Origin of the sequence: Burkholderia sp. BCC0398 (genome assembly GCF_902833245.1) — a bacterium.
In the GTDB taxonomy this organism is placed as follows: domain Bacteria; phylum Pseudomonadota; class Gammaproteobacteria; order Burkholderiales; family Burkholderiaceae; genus Burkholderia; species Burkholderia sola.
In genome coordinates this window covers 127,028-143,523 of the sequence record NZ_CADFEM010000005.1, presented here as the reverse complement: position 1 = coordinate 143,523, position 16,496 = coordinate 127,028, and the positions used below count along the sequence as shown (strand labels likewise).

The window sequence follows — 16,496 nt, the reverse complement described above, 5'->3', positions numbered from 1 at the left end:
CTGACCATGAAGACGCGCCTCACGATTCTCCTTTCCGCCGCCGCGATGGCCTTCGCGTCGCTGGCGTCGGCGAAGGAATGGACGACCATCCGCATCGGCGTCGATCCGACCTACCCGCCGTTCGAGTCGACCGCGACCGACGGCAGCGTGAAGGGTTTCGACATCGATCTCGGCAACGCGCTGTGCGCGAAGCTGAAGGCGAAATGCGTGTGGGTGTCGAGCAGTTTCGACGGGCTGATTCCGGGGCTGCAGGCGCGCAAGTTCGACGTGATCCTGTCGTCGATGGCCGCGACCGAGCAGCGGCGCCAGCAGATCGACTTCACCGATCGCCTGTACCGCAACCAGACGCGATTGATCGCGCGCACCGGGTCGGGGCTGCTGCCGGACGCGGCGAAGCTCGCCGGCAAGCGCGTCGCGGTCGAACAGGGCACGATCCAGGAAACCTACGCGCGCGAGAAGTGGGCGGCCGCGAAGGTCGAGGTCGTGCCGTACCCGAGCTACGACCAGGCGTATGCGGATCTCGTCACCGGGCGCGTCGACGGCGTGCTGATGGATGCCGTGCAAGGCCAGCTCGGGTTCCTCGCGACACCGCGCGGCAAGGGCTTCTCGTTCGCGGGCGGCGTGGTGTACGACGCGAAGATCATGGGCAACGGCGACGCGGCCGGCGTGCGCAAGGCCGACACCGACCTGCGCGACGCACTCAATCGCGCCATCGCGCAGATTCGCAGCGACGGCACGTACAACCAGATCCAGTCGAAATACTTCGACTTCGACATGTACGGGAACTGACGGCGAATACGGGCTCGGTTCGGTTAGCGTCGAACCGTCTCCAGGTTGAGCGGATAAGTCCTTTCAGGACATAATCTGTCAATCTTGAGTCCGATAAGGTCTGACATGCTCGACATCCGCCAGCTTCAGTACTTCATCGCGGTCGCGGAAGAGGAACACGTCGGCCGCGCCGCCGAACGCCTGCATATTTCGCAATCGCCGCTCAGCCGCCAGATCGCGCAGCTCGAGGAAAAGCTCGGCCTCACGCTGTTCGAACGCAGCCAGCAGCGCATTCGCCTGACGCGCGACGGGCGCACGTTCCTCAGCGAAGCGCACGCGTTCCTGCGCCACGCGAACCGGCTCGAATCGCTCGCGCGCCGGCTCGGTCGCGGCGACGAAGGCGGCCTGTGCATCGGCTACCTCGAAACGGCCACGCACTCGGGCGTGCTGCCGCGCGCGCTGAAAACGCTGCGCGCCGGGCGCCCGTCCGTTCACATCGCTTTGTACAACTATCAATCGGCCGCGCAGCTCGAAGGCTTGCGCGAGCGCAGCCTCGACATCGCGCTCGTCACCGAGCCGCCCGCGTCGGACGATCCCGAACTCGAATCGACGAAGGTGCTGGATGATCCGATGCTGCTCGCGATGCCCGACGGGCATCCGCTCGCGAAGAAAAAGACGCTCGTCGCCGACGATCTCGCCGCGCAGGCATGGATCGGCGTCACGCAGCAGGACAGTGCGCCGCGTCACGGCGCATTCGTCGCGGCCTGCGCGAAGGCCGGCTTCTCGCCGGACATTTCGGTGGAAGCGACCGAGCCGCTCGCGGCGCTCGGCCTCGTGGCCGCGGGGCTCGGCGTGACGATGATCCAGCAGAGCCTGCGTCACCAGGTGCCGGAAGGCGTCGTGCTGCGCGAGCTCCCGTGGTTCAGCTATCGCACGCCGCTGTGGGCCGCGTGGCACAAGGTCAACCTGCGGCCGCTGGTCGGCATCTTTCGCGAGATCCTGACCGGCGAGGAGGTCGTCGCGGCAGTCTGAAATTGAATCCATGAAAGCGCGGGGCGTTGTTGCAGCGCGACGCCTTGCGCGCCAGTGAAGACGGTGCCGATTGCTTCGCTACCCTGATCTTTGATGCGCGGTGCGCGACCCGTGATCGACGCGTGCCACAGATGCGACGCCTTCGCTCAGCGCGCTGGCCGGAATGTACGGCAGCCAGCCGGGCAGCGACCCGAAGCCGCCGATCAGTTGCCAGACCGTGTCGGCCGACGCCGCGATCTCGATACCTGCATGGGCCTGCGCCATGTCGTCACCCTTCACGATCAACGCTCGGTCGGCAGCGGCGCATTGGCCGCGATCAGACCTTGTTCGCGCATCTCGCGCCAGAAGTCCGCCGGAATCGCCACGTTCAGCGCCGCCTGGTCTTCAGCGATTCGCTCCGGACGGCTCGCGCCCGGAATCACCGCGACGGTGGCCGGATGCGACATCGAGAACTGTAGCGCGGCAGCCTTGACCGGCACGTCGTAACGCGCGGCGATCGCCTTGATCCGGTCGACCTTCGCGAGGATGTCCGGCGACGCCTTCTGGTATTCGAAATGCGTGCCGCCCGCGAGCACGCCCGAGCTGTACGGGCCGCCGACGACGATCCCGACGTTCCGCGCGGCCGCCGCCGGCATCACGCGTTGCAGCGCGCGCTCGTGATCGAGCAGCGTGTAGCGGCCGGCCAGCAGCATGCCGTCCGGTTGCGGTTCGGCAAGGTCGAGCACCAGCTCGATCGGTTCGACGCGGTTCACGCCGAGACCCCATGCGTTGATCACGCCTTCCTCGCGCAGCTTGCCCAGCACGCGGAACGCGCCCTTGCGCGCCACTTCGAATTGCGCGAGCCATTCGTCGCCGTAGAAGTCCTGCGCGATGTCGTGCACCCACACGATGTCGAGGCGGTCGGTGCGCAGGCGCTTCAGGCTGTCCTCGATCGAGCGCAGCGTCGCGTCGGCCGAGTAGTCGTTGACGATGCGGTTCGGCCGGCCGTGTTCGAACAGGCCGCCCTTTTCGCCGAGATCGCGCGCCGACACGTCTTCGATTTCGTCGAGGATCAGGCGGCCGACCTTCGTGCTCAGCACGTATTCGTCACGCGGATGGTTCGCCAGCGCGTCGCCGAGGCGGATTTCCGCGAGGCCGGCGCCGTAGAACGGGGCCGAATCGAAATAACGGATGCCGTGTTGCCACGCGGCTTCGACGGTAGCCGCGGCTTCCGCGTCCGGGATGTTGCGGAACATGTTGCCGAGCGGGGCGGTACCGAAACCGAGGATCTTGTTGCCGGGCAGCTTGTCTTTGAGACTCACGATTTTCTCCAGGGAAAGATGGAAAGCGAGTTCAGTCTAGGCACGCGGGTTAAGTCTGTCCAAGACGGAATTCGACACAGTTGAGTCCCGCGAGGTCTGATTGGGCGATCAGCGGCCTGTTTCGATCCGCGGCTGCGGCGCGCTGTTCGGGCGAACGGCCCGACCGGCAAGGCTGCCGACCGAATTCACGTTCGATTCATGACTCAGGATCAAAAATGATTTGGCCGGGCGGCCATTTTTCCCGGCTGCCGCGATACCTATATTGGGTGCACTCGCAACGACATCGACGCGGTCGGCGTTGGTTGCGGCTCACTCAACCACACAGGTACCCATGATGAAAACGCTCGTTTCTTCCACCCTCGCCGCCCTGATCCTTTCCGCACCGGCGCTGTCGTTCGCGCAACCGGCCGACCATCAACCGACCCGTGCCGAAGTGAAGGCCGAGATGGCCCGCCTCGCGGCCGTCGGCTACACGCCGGCGCTGGATCACAACCAGTATCCGGCCGCGATCGTTGCCGCCGAAAAGCGCGTGCGCGAAAACGCCGTCGCGCAGGCAGCGCCGCACGCCGCCCCGCTCACCGATGAAACCGGTTACGGCAGCGAACCCCGCACCACCAGCGAATCCGGCCGCGCGATGATGATCAACGGCCGCGACTCGATCTATCGCGGTCATTGAGTCACGTCGGCGCGCACGAGAGCACGCCTTTCGATACGCGCACCCGCTCGTCCGTCCCCTCCGCATGGCCGGCCCGAATCGCCTGAACAGGCATTCGGGCCGCGCGCCGTCGCTGCACTTCCGCCCCCTTGCCCTGCTCCGCGAAACCGCTCGCGCGTCGCCGTTGCGGGCTGCGATTCGTGACTGCGCAGTACAAGTTCTTATGCCGCTTCATCGGTTTATCCGCCGCGCGCCGCACACGATACTTCGGACCGTCCGGCGCCATGCGCCTCACGAAGATCCCGATGCCTTTCATTCGTTGCTCCGGGAGCGAGACGGGCCATGCGGCGCACGTCCCGCGAGATGTCTTGCGTCGCAGTATCGATGGCCGGCGCCGGCGGCGGAAGGCGTGAATCACTCAAACAGTTTTGCGCGCGGCGGGATGATCGGCCGTGTCAGACGAATCCTTCTTCGACCAGCGTGCAGCCGTCGGCCGTGATCGCGTGCCGCTGGCCACGCGGCTCCAGCGCTCCGGTGCCCGGACACGCGCGTGCCAACGTTACCGCGCGTCGGCGTCGCCGAGCGACCCGAGAATCCGGTACGCGACCTTCACGCGATCCTCGATCGGCACATTGCCGTTCGCGAGCATCACGATTCCGATCCGCTTCGCGGGAATGAACGCGACGTACGTGCTGAAGCCGCCGGTCGACCCCGTCTTGTTGATCCAGGTCGCGGGGTTCGGCGCGAGCGGCGGCTGGATCGCGCTCGCCGGCACCGCATCGAACAGCATCTTCGGCGCGTTGCCCGCGAGCAGCGTCGGCAGTGCGACCGGGTATGGATACTGTTCCCAGATCAGATCCTGCGTGAGCGGCCCCGCGCGGAAATAGCCGGTGTGCGTGCGTTCGATCGCGCGCCGCAGGCGCGGCGCCGTCGGGATCATCTCCATGTTCGCCTGCACGAAGCGCAGCAGGTCGGCCGCCGTGGTCCGCACGCCGTACGCGGGCTGCCACAGCATGCCTTCCGTCATCCGCACCGGCTTGCCGTCCTTCGTGTAGCCCTGCGCATAGTCGGCCATGCGCGCGGCGGGCACGTCGATGGTCGTGTGCGTCATCCCGAGCGCGGCAAAGAGCCGCTGCGCCATCAGCGTCGCGAAATCCTGGTGCGTCGCCTTCGCGGTGAGCCAGCCGAGCATGCCGATCGCGACGTTCGAATACGTGCGGTGCGTGCCCGGCGCATACTCGGGCCGCCACGCGTCGAGATAGCGGATCAGGCCCGCGTCGTCGCGGATGCTGTCCGGCACCTGCAGCGGCGTCCCGCCCGGCGTGTGCGTGCCGAGCTGGAGCAGCGTCACGACGCCGAACGGCCTGCCCTGCAGCTCGGGCAGATATTTGGCCACCGGGTCCGCGAGCGACAGTTCGCCGCCCTCCTGCGCGTCCGCGGCGAGCGTCGCGGTCAGCGTCTTGCTGACCGAGCCGATCTCGAACAGCGTGTCGCCGGTCACCGGCTTGCCGGTTTGCCTCGACATCACGCCGTAGTCGAACACGTACGGCTTGCCGTCGGCGACGATGCCGATCGCCATGCCAGGGATCGCGTACTGCTTCATCAGCGGCGCGACCTGGCGCGTGACGGTGTCGTGGAGCGCGTCCTGCGTGACGGCGGCCGCGCGACCGGCCGTGGCGGTCGCGCATGCGGCGACGAACAGGGTCGCGGCGAAGCGTGTCGCGTTGAATCGCATGGGTGCGGTTCCTTTCCTTTTCTAATGGTTGCATGGACAACGGATGCGGCCGCGCCGCGCGCAGCGCGCGTCGGCCGGCCTGTCGAAGCAGGACTATCCGCTACCGCCCGGCCGCCAACAATCGACGATATGTTGCGCGAGCCGAAAGAAAAACTTATGAGATACGCGGCAAGCAGGATGGGGCCGCGCCCCGCTCGGAGCCGCATGCCCGTTTTTCAGGAAAACCTGTCGGTTTCAACAGCATCGAATCCGGCCACCGATTGGCGCCGTATCGAAAATCGACGAAAAAGAGATAAGTCTTGTCAGATCCGCGGGCGCCGGCCAGCGGCGCGATTGATTCATCCGCATGGATCGAAGTAGACTCGCGGAAGCAAAAAATAAAACCCATCCTGAGAGAAACAATGAATCGCCCTTTCCCGATCGCCCGCTCCCGCGTCGTCGGCTCCCGTGTGGTCGCGTGATTTTCACGCACCGACCGACCTGAACCGAAATACGCGACGCCGCCGCGTTGCTGCGCGCGCACGTTCGCCGTTTCGTCGTTGAGCCAGAAGAACCGCCAGGGTCCCGCGCACACCGCCTGCGCACGCCCTGCCCGACCGGAGAGTGAGCCCGTGACCGCAACCGTGGCCGCGTCGGCCTATCGGCCGCGCGATGTCGTCAATGCGCCCGACATCAAGGCGGCCATCGCGCGCCGCAGCGCCGAGCGCGGCGATCCGGCCGAGATCCTCGCGTGGCTCGGCAACCATTTCTTCCGCTGGGTCGTCGGGGCGTTCGAGCAGGCGCAGCCGCTCGCTTCGCTGGCCGATTACCGCGCGCTTGCCGGCGCCGACCGGCCGGCGCCCGAGTGGCTCGTGCGCCGGTTCCGCGCGCAATCGGCATCTCCGGCATCCGGCCCGACGCCCGATGCGGCGCTGCCGCCCGCCGCTGAACCGCCGCCGCTCTACTTCATCGATCCCGAGCACATGCTGCTGATCGACCGCGAACGCGTGCTGGTCGAATTCCTGCGCTCGCGTGCCGGCACGCGGCTCGCGCAGAAACTGCAACGCATCACCTGCGCGATGGCGCTCGACATGTGGGAGCGCGAGCACCAGCGGATGCAGGCGCGCCGCGACAAGGGCTGGGTGCCGAGCAGCGGCCTCGCGCTGCGCGAGGTGTTGCGCACGCCGAACGGGATCGTGTTCGAATTCGTCGGCGATCATCCGGCGCTGCGCGAGGAACTCGCGTACGAGTCGTACTACATGCAGCACTGTCTCGGCCAGTTCGCGGATCGCCGCCGGCTGCGCGGCGGCTACGGCGAGCAGTACGCGCAAGCCGCACGGGACGGCCGGCTGCGCCTCTTCACACTGCGCGGCGCGGGCAACCAGCCGCACGTGACGATCAGCCTGCAGGCGAGCGGCGACGGCCTGCGCATCGACCAGATCAAGGGCAAGCAGAACCGCCATCCGGTGCGCCGCTATGCGGACGACGTCCGCCAGTTCCTGCGCGCGCTCGCGCCGCGCGGCGAGCGTCATCCCGATTGCGAGGGCATGGGCCTCGTGTTCGAACCGGATGCGCCGGGTGCGGCCACCGGCGCGTGGACCTTCGTCACCGACGTGCGCTCGTCCGACCATCTGCTGAGCGTGATGAGCGAGAACTTCCACCTGATCGAGCATTTCGAGCAACCGCCGGCCGTGCTGCAATGGCTGCTGCTGCGCAATGCACCGTATGCGCTCGGCCAGTTGCGGCAGATCGATCCGGCCGTCGCGGCGGCCGCGCGCCATGCGTTGCCGGCCGATGCACTGCCGGCCGCGCGCGCACCCGACGCGCCGCCGGCCGCGACCGCATTCGAGATCGAAGGCATCGCGATCGATCCCGCGCTGTGCGCGGCGTTCGCGTTGCCTGCGCCGACGGACGGGAGCGCGTCATGCTGAAACTACTGCTTGGCGCGGCCGTGCTGGGGCTCGCGTGGTACGTGTGGCGCGCGTTCCGGGTCGCCGCACGGATGGTGCACGAAGTCGACGCCGACCAGGCCGCGGGCGCCGACAGCACGGTGCCGGTGCGCCAAACCGCGGCCGTCAGGCTCGCGCAGGCGCAGGCCGAGCAGGCGCCGCCGAACCGCCGCCGCTGGGCGCTCGCGCTCGCCGACATCCTGCTGATCCGCAACGGGCTGCGCTGCGATTGCGACGACCTCGTCCATGCGCTGCCCGACGCGCAGCGCGAACAGCTCGCGCGCCAGGTACGGCGCGAACTCGACCTGCCGGCCGACCTGCCCGAGTGGCAGATCGTGCAGCGCGTGCCGTCGATCCTCGCGGGCTGGATTCGCGGCGTCGGCCGCTCGCACGACGGCTTCTACGAACAGCTCGCCGCCGTCGGGCGCGTGCGCGACGCACTCGCGTTCGATTGCGCGCGCACCGCGTTTCTCGTGCGCTGCATCGCGCTGCTCGGCTGGGCGTCCGAACAGCACGCGTGGATCGTGCTGCTGCTCAATGCGCAGCGCGCGCAGGACAGCTTCGACAGCTGGGAAGACTTCGGGCTCGCGTATGCGCGGGCACGCCAGCAGTGGCTGCGCGGCAGCAGCCAGGACGGCCCCGCGTCGTCGCGCGCCACGCAGGAAGTGCGCGAATACCTGCGCAATCCGTCCGGAAACTGGCTTTCGCTGCCGTGGAAGCGCTACCGCATCTTCGACCCCCAACCCGTTTCGTCATGACCGCCGATACCGACATGTCCTCCGCTTGCGCCGACCTGATTCCGCCCGCGACGTCCCGCTGGTCCATTTGCGACGTCGACGCGCTGCTGCGCGCCGGCGACTATGCCGCGCTCGACGCGCAACTCGATGCCGCACTCGCCGCCAGCTTCGCCGATCGCACCGCCGAGGCGCGGTACGTCGACGCGCTGCCGGCCGACGTGCAGCCGTGTATCGACGCCGGCGCCGACGGCCTCGCGCGCCTGCGCGCATGGCAGGCCGCGAACCCGCGCTCCGCGCACGCGTGGCTGTGCGAAGCGCATTACTGGCACCACTGGGCCTACGAATACCGCGGCAGCGGCTGGGCCGAAACGGTGACCGAAGCCGGCTGGATCGGCGCGCATGCGTGCGCGACGCTGACGCTCGTCGCCGCGCTGCGCGCGCTGGTGCTCGCGCCGACGTTGTGGAGCGCGCCGATGGTGATCTTCACGAGCGTGTCGTCGTTCGGCGAACCCGAGTGGCTCGCGCAGCTCGTGCGCGAGCGCCGCTGGCCCGTCACCGAACTGCAGTTGAACGCCGGCGCCGACGACGCAGCCACGCGCACCGAACTGCAACGCATGTTCGCGCGTTCGGGACTGAACCCCGACGTGCCGGTCGCCTGCCCGCCGGAATTTCCGGACGCGCTGCCCGGCCCGGTCCAGGGCAAGAAGCTGCGCAAGGAGAAGTGGTACTGGATGGAAGCGACGCTGCACATCCACCCGAAGCTGTTCTTCCCGATGCGCACGTTCATCTGGTACATGCAGCCGCGCTGGGGCGGCTCGCACGATCACATCCGCGCGTTCGTCGCGTCCGACGCGTGCGCGCACCTCGATGCGGTCGAGAAGGACCGGCTGCTGCACGAAATCTGGCGCGACGACTACGCCGGCAATACGCTGGACGCGAATGACGACGACGACGATGCGCGCCACGCGATCACCGCGACGCTCGCGCGTGCGCAGGCGGCGCTGCATCCGTATCACCGTTGGGAAACGCTGAGCTGGCTCGCGCACAGCCATTACATGCGCGAGGACTACGAAAAAGCGTACGCCCGCCTGCAGGAAGCGGAACGCGACCAGCCGATCGACAACGACCAGAAGATGGCGATCGGCGTGCGACTGGCGCTCAGTCTCGATCCGCATGGCGACTGGCTGACCCGCGCGATCGAACGTGCATCGGACGCTCGCGCGTGCACGGCGGCAATGATCCTGCGCGGCTACGGACATCGTACCGGCACGTTCGGTTTCGCCCAGGACGACGCGCGCGGCGATGCATGGCTCGAAGCGGCACGCGTGAACGAGCCCGGCTCGCTCGCATGGAACCAGGTCGCCACCGCGCTGGAGTACGAAAACCGGCGCCCTGCCGATGCCGTCGCCGTCTGCAAGCTTGGCTACGAGGCAGGCGGCGATTCGTGCGATTACCTGCTCGGTTGCTTCTACAAGGACGGCACGCATGTCGAGGCCGACCCGTACCGCGCCGCCCACTACTTCCGCGAGTCGATGGAAGCCGGCGGCAACATGGCCGCGTATCGGCTCGGCTACACGTACTACCACATCGGGCAGACCAGCACGGACCGGGCCGAACGCGCGCGCATGCAGGTCGAGGCCGTCGAGGCCGCGCGCAAGGCGCACGAGATGGGGCATACCGACGGCCTCGAGTGCATGCTGATGTTCATCGGCGACATCGACGACTATCCGTCGCGCCATCGCTACGTCGACGAACTGCGCCGGCATGCCGAAGGCGGCCACCCGGCCGCAATGGCCGCACTGTCGTTCTTCCTTGCCGACGTCAACGACAAGTCGCTGTACGACTATCGCGAGAGCGTGCGCTGGATCATGGGGGCGCAGGCCATCGCGCCGGACGACGAGTACGTGCGCACCATCACGCGTGTCAGCCACGAGGACGGCATGCTCGGGAAGCTGCGCTACAAGCTGCAGCGCAAGCAGATCAAGGCGCACGAGATTCCCGGCGCCGACAACGCGATGGTCTGAACGCGGGCCGACGCACGCCGCCGCTCGTCCGCGGGCCGTGCGTCCTGCCCGCGTATCACCGTGGCAGCCGGTCGAGAAACGCCAGCATCGCCGCGTTGAACCGCGCGGGCCGCTGCAGCGGCGCGAAATGGCTCACGTCGGGCAGGATCGTCAGCGTCGCGCCCGGGATCGTCCGCGCGAGGTACGCCGCATGCTCGGGCCGGATGAATTCGTCGTGCTCGCCCTGCACGATCGCAACCGGCACGGCGATCGCCGCGAGATCCTGCGCGGTGTAATTCGGTTGCGTGCGCATCATTTCGCTGACGGCCGCGACGAACGCGTCGAACTGGTCCGGTGTCGCGGACAGTCGCGCATAGTCCTTCCGATGCCGCGCGAAACAGCGGTCGATCAGCGGACTCGGCGCCATCTCCTTCGTGCCGCCCGGATCCATGTTGCACGCGAAGAACAACACGCCGGCCGCGCGTTCCGGTGCGCGGGCAGCCAGCACGAGCGCGATGCATGCGCCGTCGCTCCAGCCGACGAAGCGTGCACGGTCGACGTGCAGCGCATCGAGGACGGCAAGCACGTCCGATGCCATGCGTTCGTACGAATAGGGGCGGTCGTCGCGCGTGCTGCGGCCGTGACCGCGGCTGTCGATCACGATCGCGCGGTAGCCGGCCGCGAGCAGCGCCGGCACCTGGTTGCCCCAGTTGCCGCCATGACCGAGGCCGCCGTGCAGCAGCACGACCGCCGGCCCCTGGCCGAACGACGCGTGCCAGATGCGCGCGCCGTCGTGGTCGAGCCATCCTTCGGCATCGGCTGCCGGCAGCGGCGTGCCGCCGTGCGCGTCGAAACGAACGAGTTCGTCGTCGTCGAGTTCCGCGTTCATCGTTCAGCCGTCCTTGAGAGGGAGACGAACTGACGATTGTAATGCGTGCGGCCGACGCCGCCGCGGCCGCTCAGGCCTGCGTCGACACCAGCCCGCCCGACTGCGACCCGCCGGATTTTTCCAGCGCCGCGGCGAGTTGCGAGATCGCCGTCGCGAGCGCGGCCGAAATCGCGCTGGCTTCCGCGTTCAGCGACTGCTGCTCGACGGCCGCGGCCGGGTCGTCCTTGGCGCGCTGGGCCGCGGCGGCCATCTGCCGCTCCAAGGTCGCGAGCTGCTTCTGCAGCCGCTCGATCAGCGCCTTCAGCTGGGCGACCGCCGGGTCCTCCGACGATGCGCCGGCGGCGCCGGGCGTTGCGCCGGCGGCGCCGGTCGAATCCTTCGTGCCGGGAGTGCTCGACGTGCCAGTCACGGCGGTGGCGCCCGTTGGGCCAGTTGTGCCCGTCGTGCTCGCGGCATCCGTCGCGCCGCCGGTGGACGACGTCGCGGCCGGCGGGTTCGCGGCCACGCCGCTGTCAACGAGCGGCGATCGCGTGGTCGTGGAGAAATCGATCTGCATCGTGTCGGTCCGTGTGTCGGTAAACGAAGTCACAGGGGCGGAAATCGCCTTCCAGTCCGTTTACGGCATTCATCACACGAAACTTGAATATCGGGGTCGGGTGGATTGTCCGTTGATGATCGCAATTGATCGCGAAAGGGCCAGATTGGCAGCATGACGGCACTGGTAAAATCGCCGCTTCGCCGGCCGGATGCGCACGTCGGACGCCTCGTTCAGGCCCGACCGCGCGATGCCGCCGGCTCCGACTCCCGGACTTTCGAGGCACGGCATACAACGTATGCCGACGACGCCCTCGCAGCTTCCCCGAGTCGCCTTTTCCGTCTGCTTGCACGCGTACCGCACGGCGCTCACCGCCGAGCGGCGAACGCCGTGCGGCACGCATTCACTTCATTACGCATTCGAGGAACACACGATGGCCCGCATCGGCGCCTTCTGCATCACGACGTGGCTCGCCGCCGCGATTCTTTACTTCGGCCAGCACTCCGTCGCAATGATCGCGCTCAGCGGTGTCGTGGTATTCGGCGGGTTCGATCTGCTGCGTCCGTAACCGCGGTCGTGCGACCCCGTGCGGCCGTACCGCGCGCATCCCCGCGTGCGCGTCGCCGGCTCGCGTGCCCCTTCAACCCTTGAAGGGGCGCATGCCGCTCACGACCGAACGGCCCGCATCGTTCCGCGTGATCCGCGCCGCCGGCGTGCGCGGCTGACAACGCTTCGTCGAGCCGCGCGATGATGTTTTCCGCCATCTCGCAGCTGATCCGCAAGCCGCCGACCAGTCCCGCCAAGCCCGTCAGCGCGGCAACGTCCTCAACGAAGACGGCCCGCCCGTCAGCGCGATCCGCTTGCCCGTATCGCGCAGCTTGCCGCCATCGACCGCATACAGCGCAAGCTGCCGTTCGACGTTGAACTGCACGATCACGTGCCGGCTGTCGGCGGTAAACGCGATGCCCTGCGCGGCTTCGCCTCCCGGCACCTCGCTCACCTTCACGGCCTGCCCGTCGCGGATCTCGAACAGCAGCACCTTGCCGATCTTGTGGCGGCCCGGGTTGTCGGCCGTCAGGTTCGAGCCGTCCATTGCCTGCACGGCGATCCACTTCCCGTTCGGCGAAATCGCGACGCCTTCCGGCAGCGACGGCACCGTCAAATACTGAACCGTGCGGAACGGCACGCGCGACACGTCGATCAGCGCGACCGAATCGGCGTCGCCCGCGAGCGTGCCGGTATAGCCCGGCAGCCCGGCGAGCCCGACGTTGCTGACGACGGCCCAGCGGTTGTCGCTCGACACGTCGATCGTGTAAGGCGCGACGCCTGTACTCAGCCGCGTGCCGCTGTCGGTCACCTTGCCGTCGTCGACGTTCAGCACCGCGATGCCCTGCTCGTCGCGCAGCGACACGAGCGCGTGCTTGCCGTCGTGCGTGAAGCTGATCCCGGCCAGCCGCTTCTTGCCGATTTTCAGGTTGCCGTCGAGCGTCACCTGCGTGCCGTCGATGCGCAGGATCGATACGCTGCCGTCGACGTTGGCGACGATCGCGAGCCGGCCCGCGCGGTCGATCGCGATCCCTTGCGGATGCGTGCCGAGCTCGACGCGCGTGATCGCGGGCGGCGCGCTGTCGAGATTCACGACCTGCAGGAACGTGTCGAACACGAGCTGCTTCGCGGCCGTGTCGTAGCGCGTCGGCGCGCCGACCAGCGCGAGCTTCGCGTCGGGCGTGATCGCGACGGCCTGCGGCGGCCCCTGGATGCCGTTCTCGACGTCGACCTGCAAAGCAACCTTCGGCGGGAACGTGCTGGCGTCGAGCAGCGTCAGCGTGTCGGCGGGCGGGGCAGGCAGATAGGTGTCGCGACCCTCGACGCGTTGATACTTGCCGTCGTTGCCGGACACGATCCAGTCGGCGGCGTGCACGGCAACGGCCGTCGTGGCGAGGGTCAGCGCGGCGAGCAGGCGCGCGCTGCGCAGGCGGAAGGAATTCGAATGCATGGCGGTCGGTTCTCCGGATCGGTTGCGGACGCAATGGATTGCCCGGCCCTGCTGCCCGACGGGCCGGCGCCATCGCATGATGCCCGAAAGCGCGCGCGCCCGGCGTCTCGCACCCGGTTCGGTTCCGTCAATCCGTGCGTCGCGTGCCCGCCGACCACTCGACGATGTCGTCGAGCGGATACACCGGCCGCGCGAGCTGCTCGTAGCGAAACAACCCGTAGTCCGAGCTCGTCACGCCGCGGCTGTCGCATTCGACCAGCGCGGACGAAATCGGCACGAACACCGGCCGGCAATACATCCGCGACTTCAGCAGCAGGAAGCGCGCGCGGCGCGGATCGACGCCGACGCTCTCGAACACGCCGAGATCCCACGGCTCCTGCGTGCGCTCGGTGACGACGAGCGTGGCCGTGCCGATATCGAGCACGGCCGCGCGTCCCATGTACGCACGCTGCCCGGTATACGTCGGCCCGGTAATCACGTATTCGCCGTCGGTGATCGCGCGCACGATGCCCGTCGCGCGAAACGGTTCGCGCCGCACGCCGCCGTGCGACGGCAACCGGTTGCCGACCGGCACCGTGACGGTCGCGCCGACGCCCGCGTCGATCAGCGCCGCGACCGCTTCCGGGTCGCACAACGGCCCGCTGACGATTCCGTCGAGCCCGTGCGCGAGCGCGGCTTCGAGCAGATCCATCGTGTCGCACGGGCCGCCCGACATGCAGTTGTCGCCGTGATCGAGCATCAGCACCGGGCGGTCCGCGCCGTCGGCGAGCGCCGCGGCCCGCGCGACCGATTCGGCGAGCGGCGCGCTGCGATAGACGAACGCGTCGCGCGCGTCCCAGATCTGCCGTGCGATGCGCTCGGCCACTGCGTCAGCCGCGGCGCGGTCGCCGTCGGCCACCACGACCACGCTGATGCACGGCGCGGGGATATCCGCGAGCGAGAAGCCGGGCAGGATCGACACCGCGAGCATGCCGTCCGCCTCGGCCGCGCGCGCGGCCTCCACCGCGCGCCGCATCGCGCCTTCGGCGCTCGCGCTGCGCAGCGTCGACGTCATCAGCGGCGGCTGCCGCCATGCGAGCACGGGCCGCGCGCGGCCGTGAATCCGGTCGAGCAACACGCGCGCCGCATGCTCGCCGGTCTCGACCATGTCGACGTGCGGATAGGTCTTGAAACTGACGATCACGTCTGCGTTGTCGATCAGCTTCTGCGTGACGTTCGCGTGCAGGTCGAGCGCGACCGCGATCGGCGCATCGGGCAGCGCCGCGCGCACGCGCGCGAGCAGGTCGCCCTCGCCGTCCGCGCTCTGCTCGGCGACCATCGCGCCGTGCAGGTCGAGCATCACCGCATCGCAGCCGGGCGCGGCGGCAACGATCGCGTCGCAGATCGCCGCATACGCGTCGGCCGCGACGGGCCCGCTCGGGTTCGCGGCCGCCGACACGGGCGTCACGATGTCCGCGCCTTCGCGCTCGGCCGCATCGATGAACGCGGCCATCGCGGTACGCATTCCGTGATTCGCGCGATACGCGTCGTCGCCCCAGTCGGGGCCGTGGCGGCCGAACGCGGCGAGCGGCGTCGGCACCGGCGAGAACGTGTTGGTCTCGTGGTTCATCCGGGCAATCAGGATCTTCATTGCGCGGCGCCCTCCGCGATCCCGGCCGCGCCCAGCATCGCGTGCAGCAGCACGTTGCAGCCGGCTTCCAGATGCACCGGATCGGCGTCCTCGATCTCGTTGTGGCTGATGCCGTCCTTGCACGGCACGAAGATCATCGCGGTCGGCGCGACGCGCGCGAGATACACCGCGTCGTGGCCCGCACCGCTGATCACGTTCATCGACGACAGCCCAAGTGCACGCGCGCCGGCACGGACCTGCTCGACCAGCGCCGGATCGAACGGCTGCGGCGGAAAGTACACGACCGGCTCGATGTCGATCCGCATCCCGGCCGCCGCGCCCAGGTCCGCGCATGCCGCACGCAGCTCCGCATCCATCGCCGCCAGCATCGCGTCGTCGGCCGCGCGCAGGTCGACGGTCAGCGTCACGCGGCCGGGAATCACGTTGCGCGAATTCGGGTGCACGTCGACCCAGCCCACCGTGCCGCGTCCATGCGGCGGATGCGCACGCGCGATCTCGTTCACCTTGCGCACGAGATCGGCCGCGACCAGCAGCGCGTCGCGCCGCAGTTCCATCGGCGTCGGGCCCGCATGTGCCTCCATCCCGTGGACGGTCACGTCGTACCAGCGCTGTCCGAGCGCGCCCTCGACCACGCCGATCGTCGTGTCGTGCGCTTCCAGCACCGGCCCCTGCTCGATATGCGCTTCGAAATACGCGCCGACCGGATGCGCGCCGTGCCCGTCGTCCGCACTGCCCGCGTAGCCGATCGCGGCCAGCGCGTCGCGCACCGACACGCCGTCGCGATCGCATTGCGCGAGCGCATGGTCGAGCGTGAACGCGCCCGCGAACACGCCGGAACCCATCATCACCGGGACGAAGCGCGACCCTTCCTCGTTGGTCCAGACCGCCACCTCGAGCGGCGCGCGCGTGCGCACCCCGGCGTCGTCGAGCGTGCGCAGCACCTCGAGGCCGGCCAGCACGCCGTAGTTGCCGTCGAACTTGCCGCCCGTCGGTTGCGTGTCGATATGGCTGCCCGTCGCCACGGGCGGCAGGTCGTCCCGTTCGCCGGCGCGCCGCGCAAAGATATTGCCGATCGCATCGACGCGCACCGTGCAACCGATGTCCTGCGCCCACGCGACGAACAGGTCGCGCGCGTCGCGATCGAGTTCGGTGAGCGCGAGACGGCACACGCCGCCCTTGTCGGTCGCGCCGATCCGCGCGAGCCGCATCAGGCTGTCCCACAGCCGCGCGCCGTCGACGCGCAAGCCGGACGCCGCGACGCCCGGAGTCGAATCCTGTACTTGCATC

At 68.7% G+C, this 16,496-nt stretch carries 18 protein-coding genes; 8 read left to right on the top strand and 10 right to left on the bottom strand.

The features are described 5' to 3' along the window. The first annotated feature begins 6 nt into the window (after positions 1 to 6). Positions 7 to 789 carry an ABC transporter substrate-binding protein gene (locus HWX76_RS12505; RefSeq protein WP_050013617.1) on the top strand — a complete coding sequence of 261 codons (783 nt, stop codon included), beginning with the start codon at positions 7 to 9 and terminating at the stop codon, positions 787 to 789. Positions 790 to 894: 105 nt separating this feature from the next. Beyond that, positions 895 to 1,800 (top strand): LysR substrate-binding domain-containing protein, encoded by a 906-nt coding sequence (locus tag HWX76_RS12500; RefSeq protein WP_050013619.1) that lies wholly within the window; start codon positions 895 to 897, stop codon positions 1,798 to 1,800. A gap of 78 nt (positions 1,801 to 1,878) precedes the next feature. On the opposite strand, the gene HWX76_RS12495 is transcribed toward HWX76_RS12500, so the two are convergent. Together HWX76_RS12495 and HWX76_RS12490 are read right to left on the bottom strand one after the other, a co-directional pair. Beyond that, entirely contained in the window at positions 1,879 to 2,064 is a 186-nt protein-coding gene (locus tag HWX76_RS12495; RefSeq protein ID WP_256975844.1) for an SRPBCC family protein, read from the bottom strand. A 17-nt stretch (positions 2,065 to 2,081) separates the two neighbouring features. After that, positions 2,082 to 3,101, bottom strand: coding sequence for an aldo/keto reductase (locus tag HWX76_RS12490; protein ID WP_050013622.1), 1,020 nt, complete (start codon positions 3,099 to 3,101; stop codon positions 2,082 to 2,084). A gap of 331 nt (positions 3,102 to 3,432) precedes the next feature. On the opposite strand from HWX76_RS12490, the gene HWX76_RS12485 reads away from it, so the two are divergent. After that, positions 3,433 to 3,777 (top strand): DUF4148 domain-containing protein, encoded by a 345-nt coding sequence (locus tag HWX76_RS12485; protein ID WP_176015977.1) that lies wholly within the window; start codon positions 3,433 to 3,435, stop codon positions 3,775 to 3,777. 1 nt (position 3,778) lies between these two features. On the opposite strand, the gene HWX76_RS12480 is transcribed toward HWX76_RS12485, so the two are convergent. From HWX76_RS12480 to HWX76_RS12470, 3 genes are all read right to left on the bottom strand, one after another. Beyond that, on the bottom strand, positions 3,779 to 4,072 hold the full coding sequence (locus HWX76_RS12480; RefSeq protein WP_050013623.1) for a hypothetical protein: 294 nt from the start codon (positions 4,070 to 4,072) through the stop codon (positions 3,779 to 3,781). 243 nt (positions 4,073 to 4,315) lie between these two features. Next, on the bottom strand, positions 4,316 to 5,491 hold the full coding sequence (ampC, locus tag HWX76_RS12475) for a class C beta-lactamase (RefSeq protein WP_050013624.1): 1,176 nt from the start codon (positions 5,489 to 5,491) through the stop codon (positions 4,316 to 4,318). Positions 5,492 to 5,645: 154 nt separating this feature from the next. Then, positions 5,646 to 6,014 (bottom strand): hypothetical protein, encoded by a 369-nt coding sequence (locus tag HWX76_RS12470; protein WP_124630045.1) that lies wholly within the window; start codon positions 6,012 to 6,014, stop codon positions 5,646 to 5,648. 88 nt (positions 6,015 to 6,102) lie between these two features. Between HWX76_RS12470 and HWX76_RS12465 the strand changes: the two genes are divergently transcribed. The 3 genes from HWX76_RS12465 to HWX76_RS12455 are packed head-to-tail and all read left to right on the top strand — an operon-like array spanning position 6,103 to position 10,180. Beyond that, the gene (locus HWX76_RS12465) at positions 6,103 to 7,401 is read left to right on the top strand and encodes a hypothetical protein (protein WP_050013625.1); all 1,299 of its coding nucleotides are present in this window, start codon (positions 6,103 to 6,105) and stop codon (positions 7,399 to 7,401) included. Further along, positions 7,395 to 8,177 (top strand): DUF1266 domain-containing protein, encoded by a 783-nt coding sequence (locus tag HWX76_RS12460; protein ID WP_050013626.1) that lies wholly within the window; start codon positions 7,395 to 7,397, stop codon positions 8,175 to 8,177. Before HWX76_RS12465 ends, HWX76_RS12460 begins: the two co-directional genes overlap by 7 nt. Before the next feature lie 14 nt (positions 8,178 to 8,191). Continuing rightward, entirely contained in the window at positions 8,192 to 10,180 is a 1,989-nt protein-coding gene (locus HWX76_RS12455) for a DUF4034 domain-containing protein (protein ID WP_244137967.1), read from the top strand. Between the two features lie 55 nt (positions 10,181 to 10,235). Here HWX76_RS12455 and HWX76_RS12450 read toward each other — a convergent pair whose 3' ends face one another. Beyond that, positions 10,236 to 11,048 (bottom strand): alpha/beta hydrolase, encoded by an 813-nt coding sequence (locus HWX76_RS12450; protein ID WP_089490129.1) that lies wholly within the window; start codon positions 11,046 to 11,048, stop codon positions 10,236 to 10,238. Between the two features lie 70 nt (positions 11,049 to 11,118). Then, positions 11,119 to 11,553 (bottom strand): hypothetical protein, encoded by a 435-nt coding sequence (locus tag HWX76_RS12445; protein ID WP_235356206.1) that lies wholly within the window; start codon positions 11,551 to 11,553, stop codon positions 11,119 to 11,121. Between HWX76_RS12445 and HWX76_RS36670 the strand changes: the two genes are divergently transcribed. Beyond that, positions 11,447 to 11,761, top strand: coding sequence for a hypothetical protein (locus HWX76_RS36670; protein ID WP_235356207.1), 315 nt, complete (start codon positions 11,447 to 11,449; stop codon positions 11,759 to 11,761). The genes HWX76_RS12445 and HWX76_RS36670 overlap by 107 nt on opposite strands. A 120-nt stretch (positions 11,762 to 11,881) precedes the next feature. Then, positions 11,882 to 12,151: a hypothetical protein gene (locus HWX76_RS12440; RefSeq protein WP_176015849.1), complete on the top strand. Its 270-nt coding sequence runs from the start codon at positions 11,882 to 11,884 to the stop codon at positions 12,149 to 12,151. A 240-nt stretch (positions 12,152 to 12,391) separates the two neighbouring features. Here HWX76_RS12440 and HWX76_RS12435 read toward each other — a convergent pair whose 3' ends face one another. The 3 genes from HWX76_RS12435 to HWX76_RS12425 all read right to left on the bottom strand — a co-directional run bounded on the left by HWX76_RS12435 (position 12,392) and on the right by HWX76_RS12425 (position 16,495). Beyond that, positions 12,392 to 13,579, bottom strand: coding sequence for a beta-propeller fold lactonase family protein (locus HWX76_RS12435; protein ID WP_050013631.1), 1,188 nt, complete (start codon positions 13,577 to 13,579; stop codon positions 12,392 to 12,394). Positions 13,580 to 13,706: 127 nt separating this feature from the next. Next, a complete protein-coding gene (locus tag HWX76_RS12430) occupies positions 13,707 to 15,209 on the bottom strand; it encodes a M81 family metallopeptidase (RefSeq protein ID WP_124630043.1) in 1,503 nt (500 codons plus the stop codon). After that, positions 15,206 to 16,495 carry a Zn-dependent hydrolase gene (locus tag HWX76_RS12425; RefSeq protein WP_050013657.1) on the bottom strand — a complete coding sequence of 430 codons (1,290 nt, stop codon included), beginning with the start codon at positions 16,493 to 16,495 and terminating at the stop codon, positions 15,206 to 15,208. The genes HWX76_RS12430 and HWX76_RS12425 overlap by 4 nt, the downstream gene beginning before the upstream one ends. Between the last annotated feature and the right edge of the window lies 1 nt (position 16,496).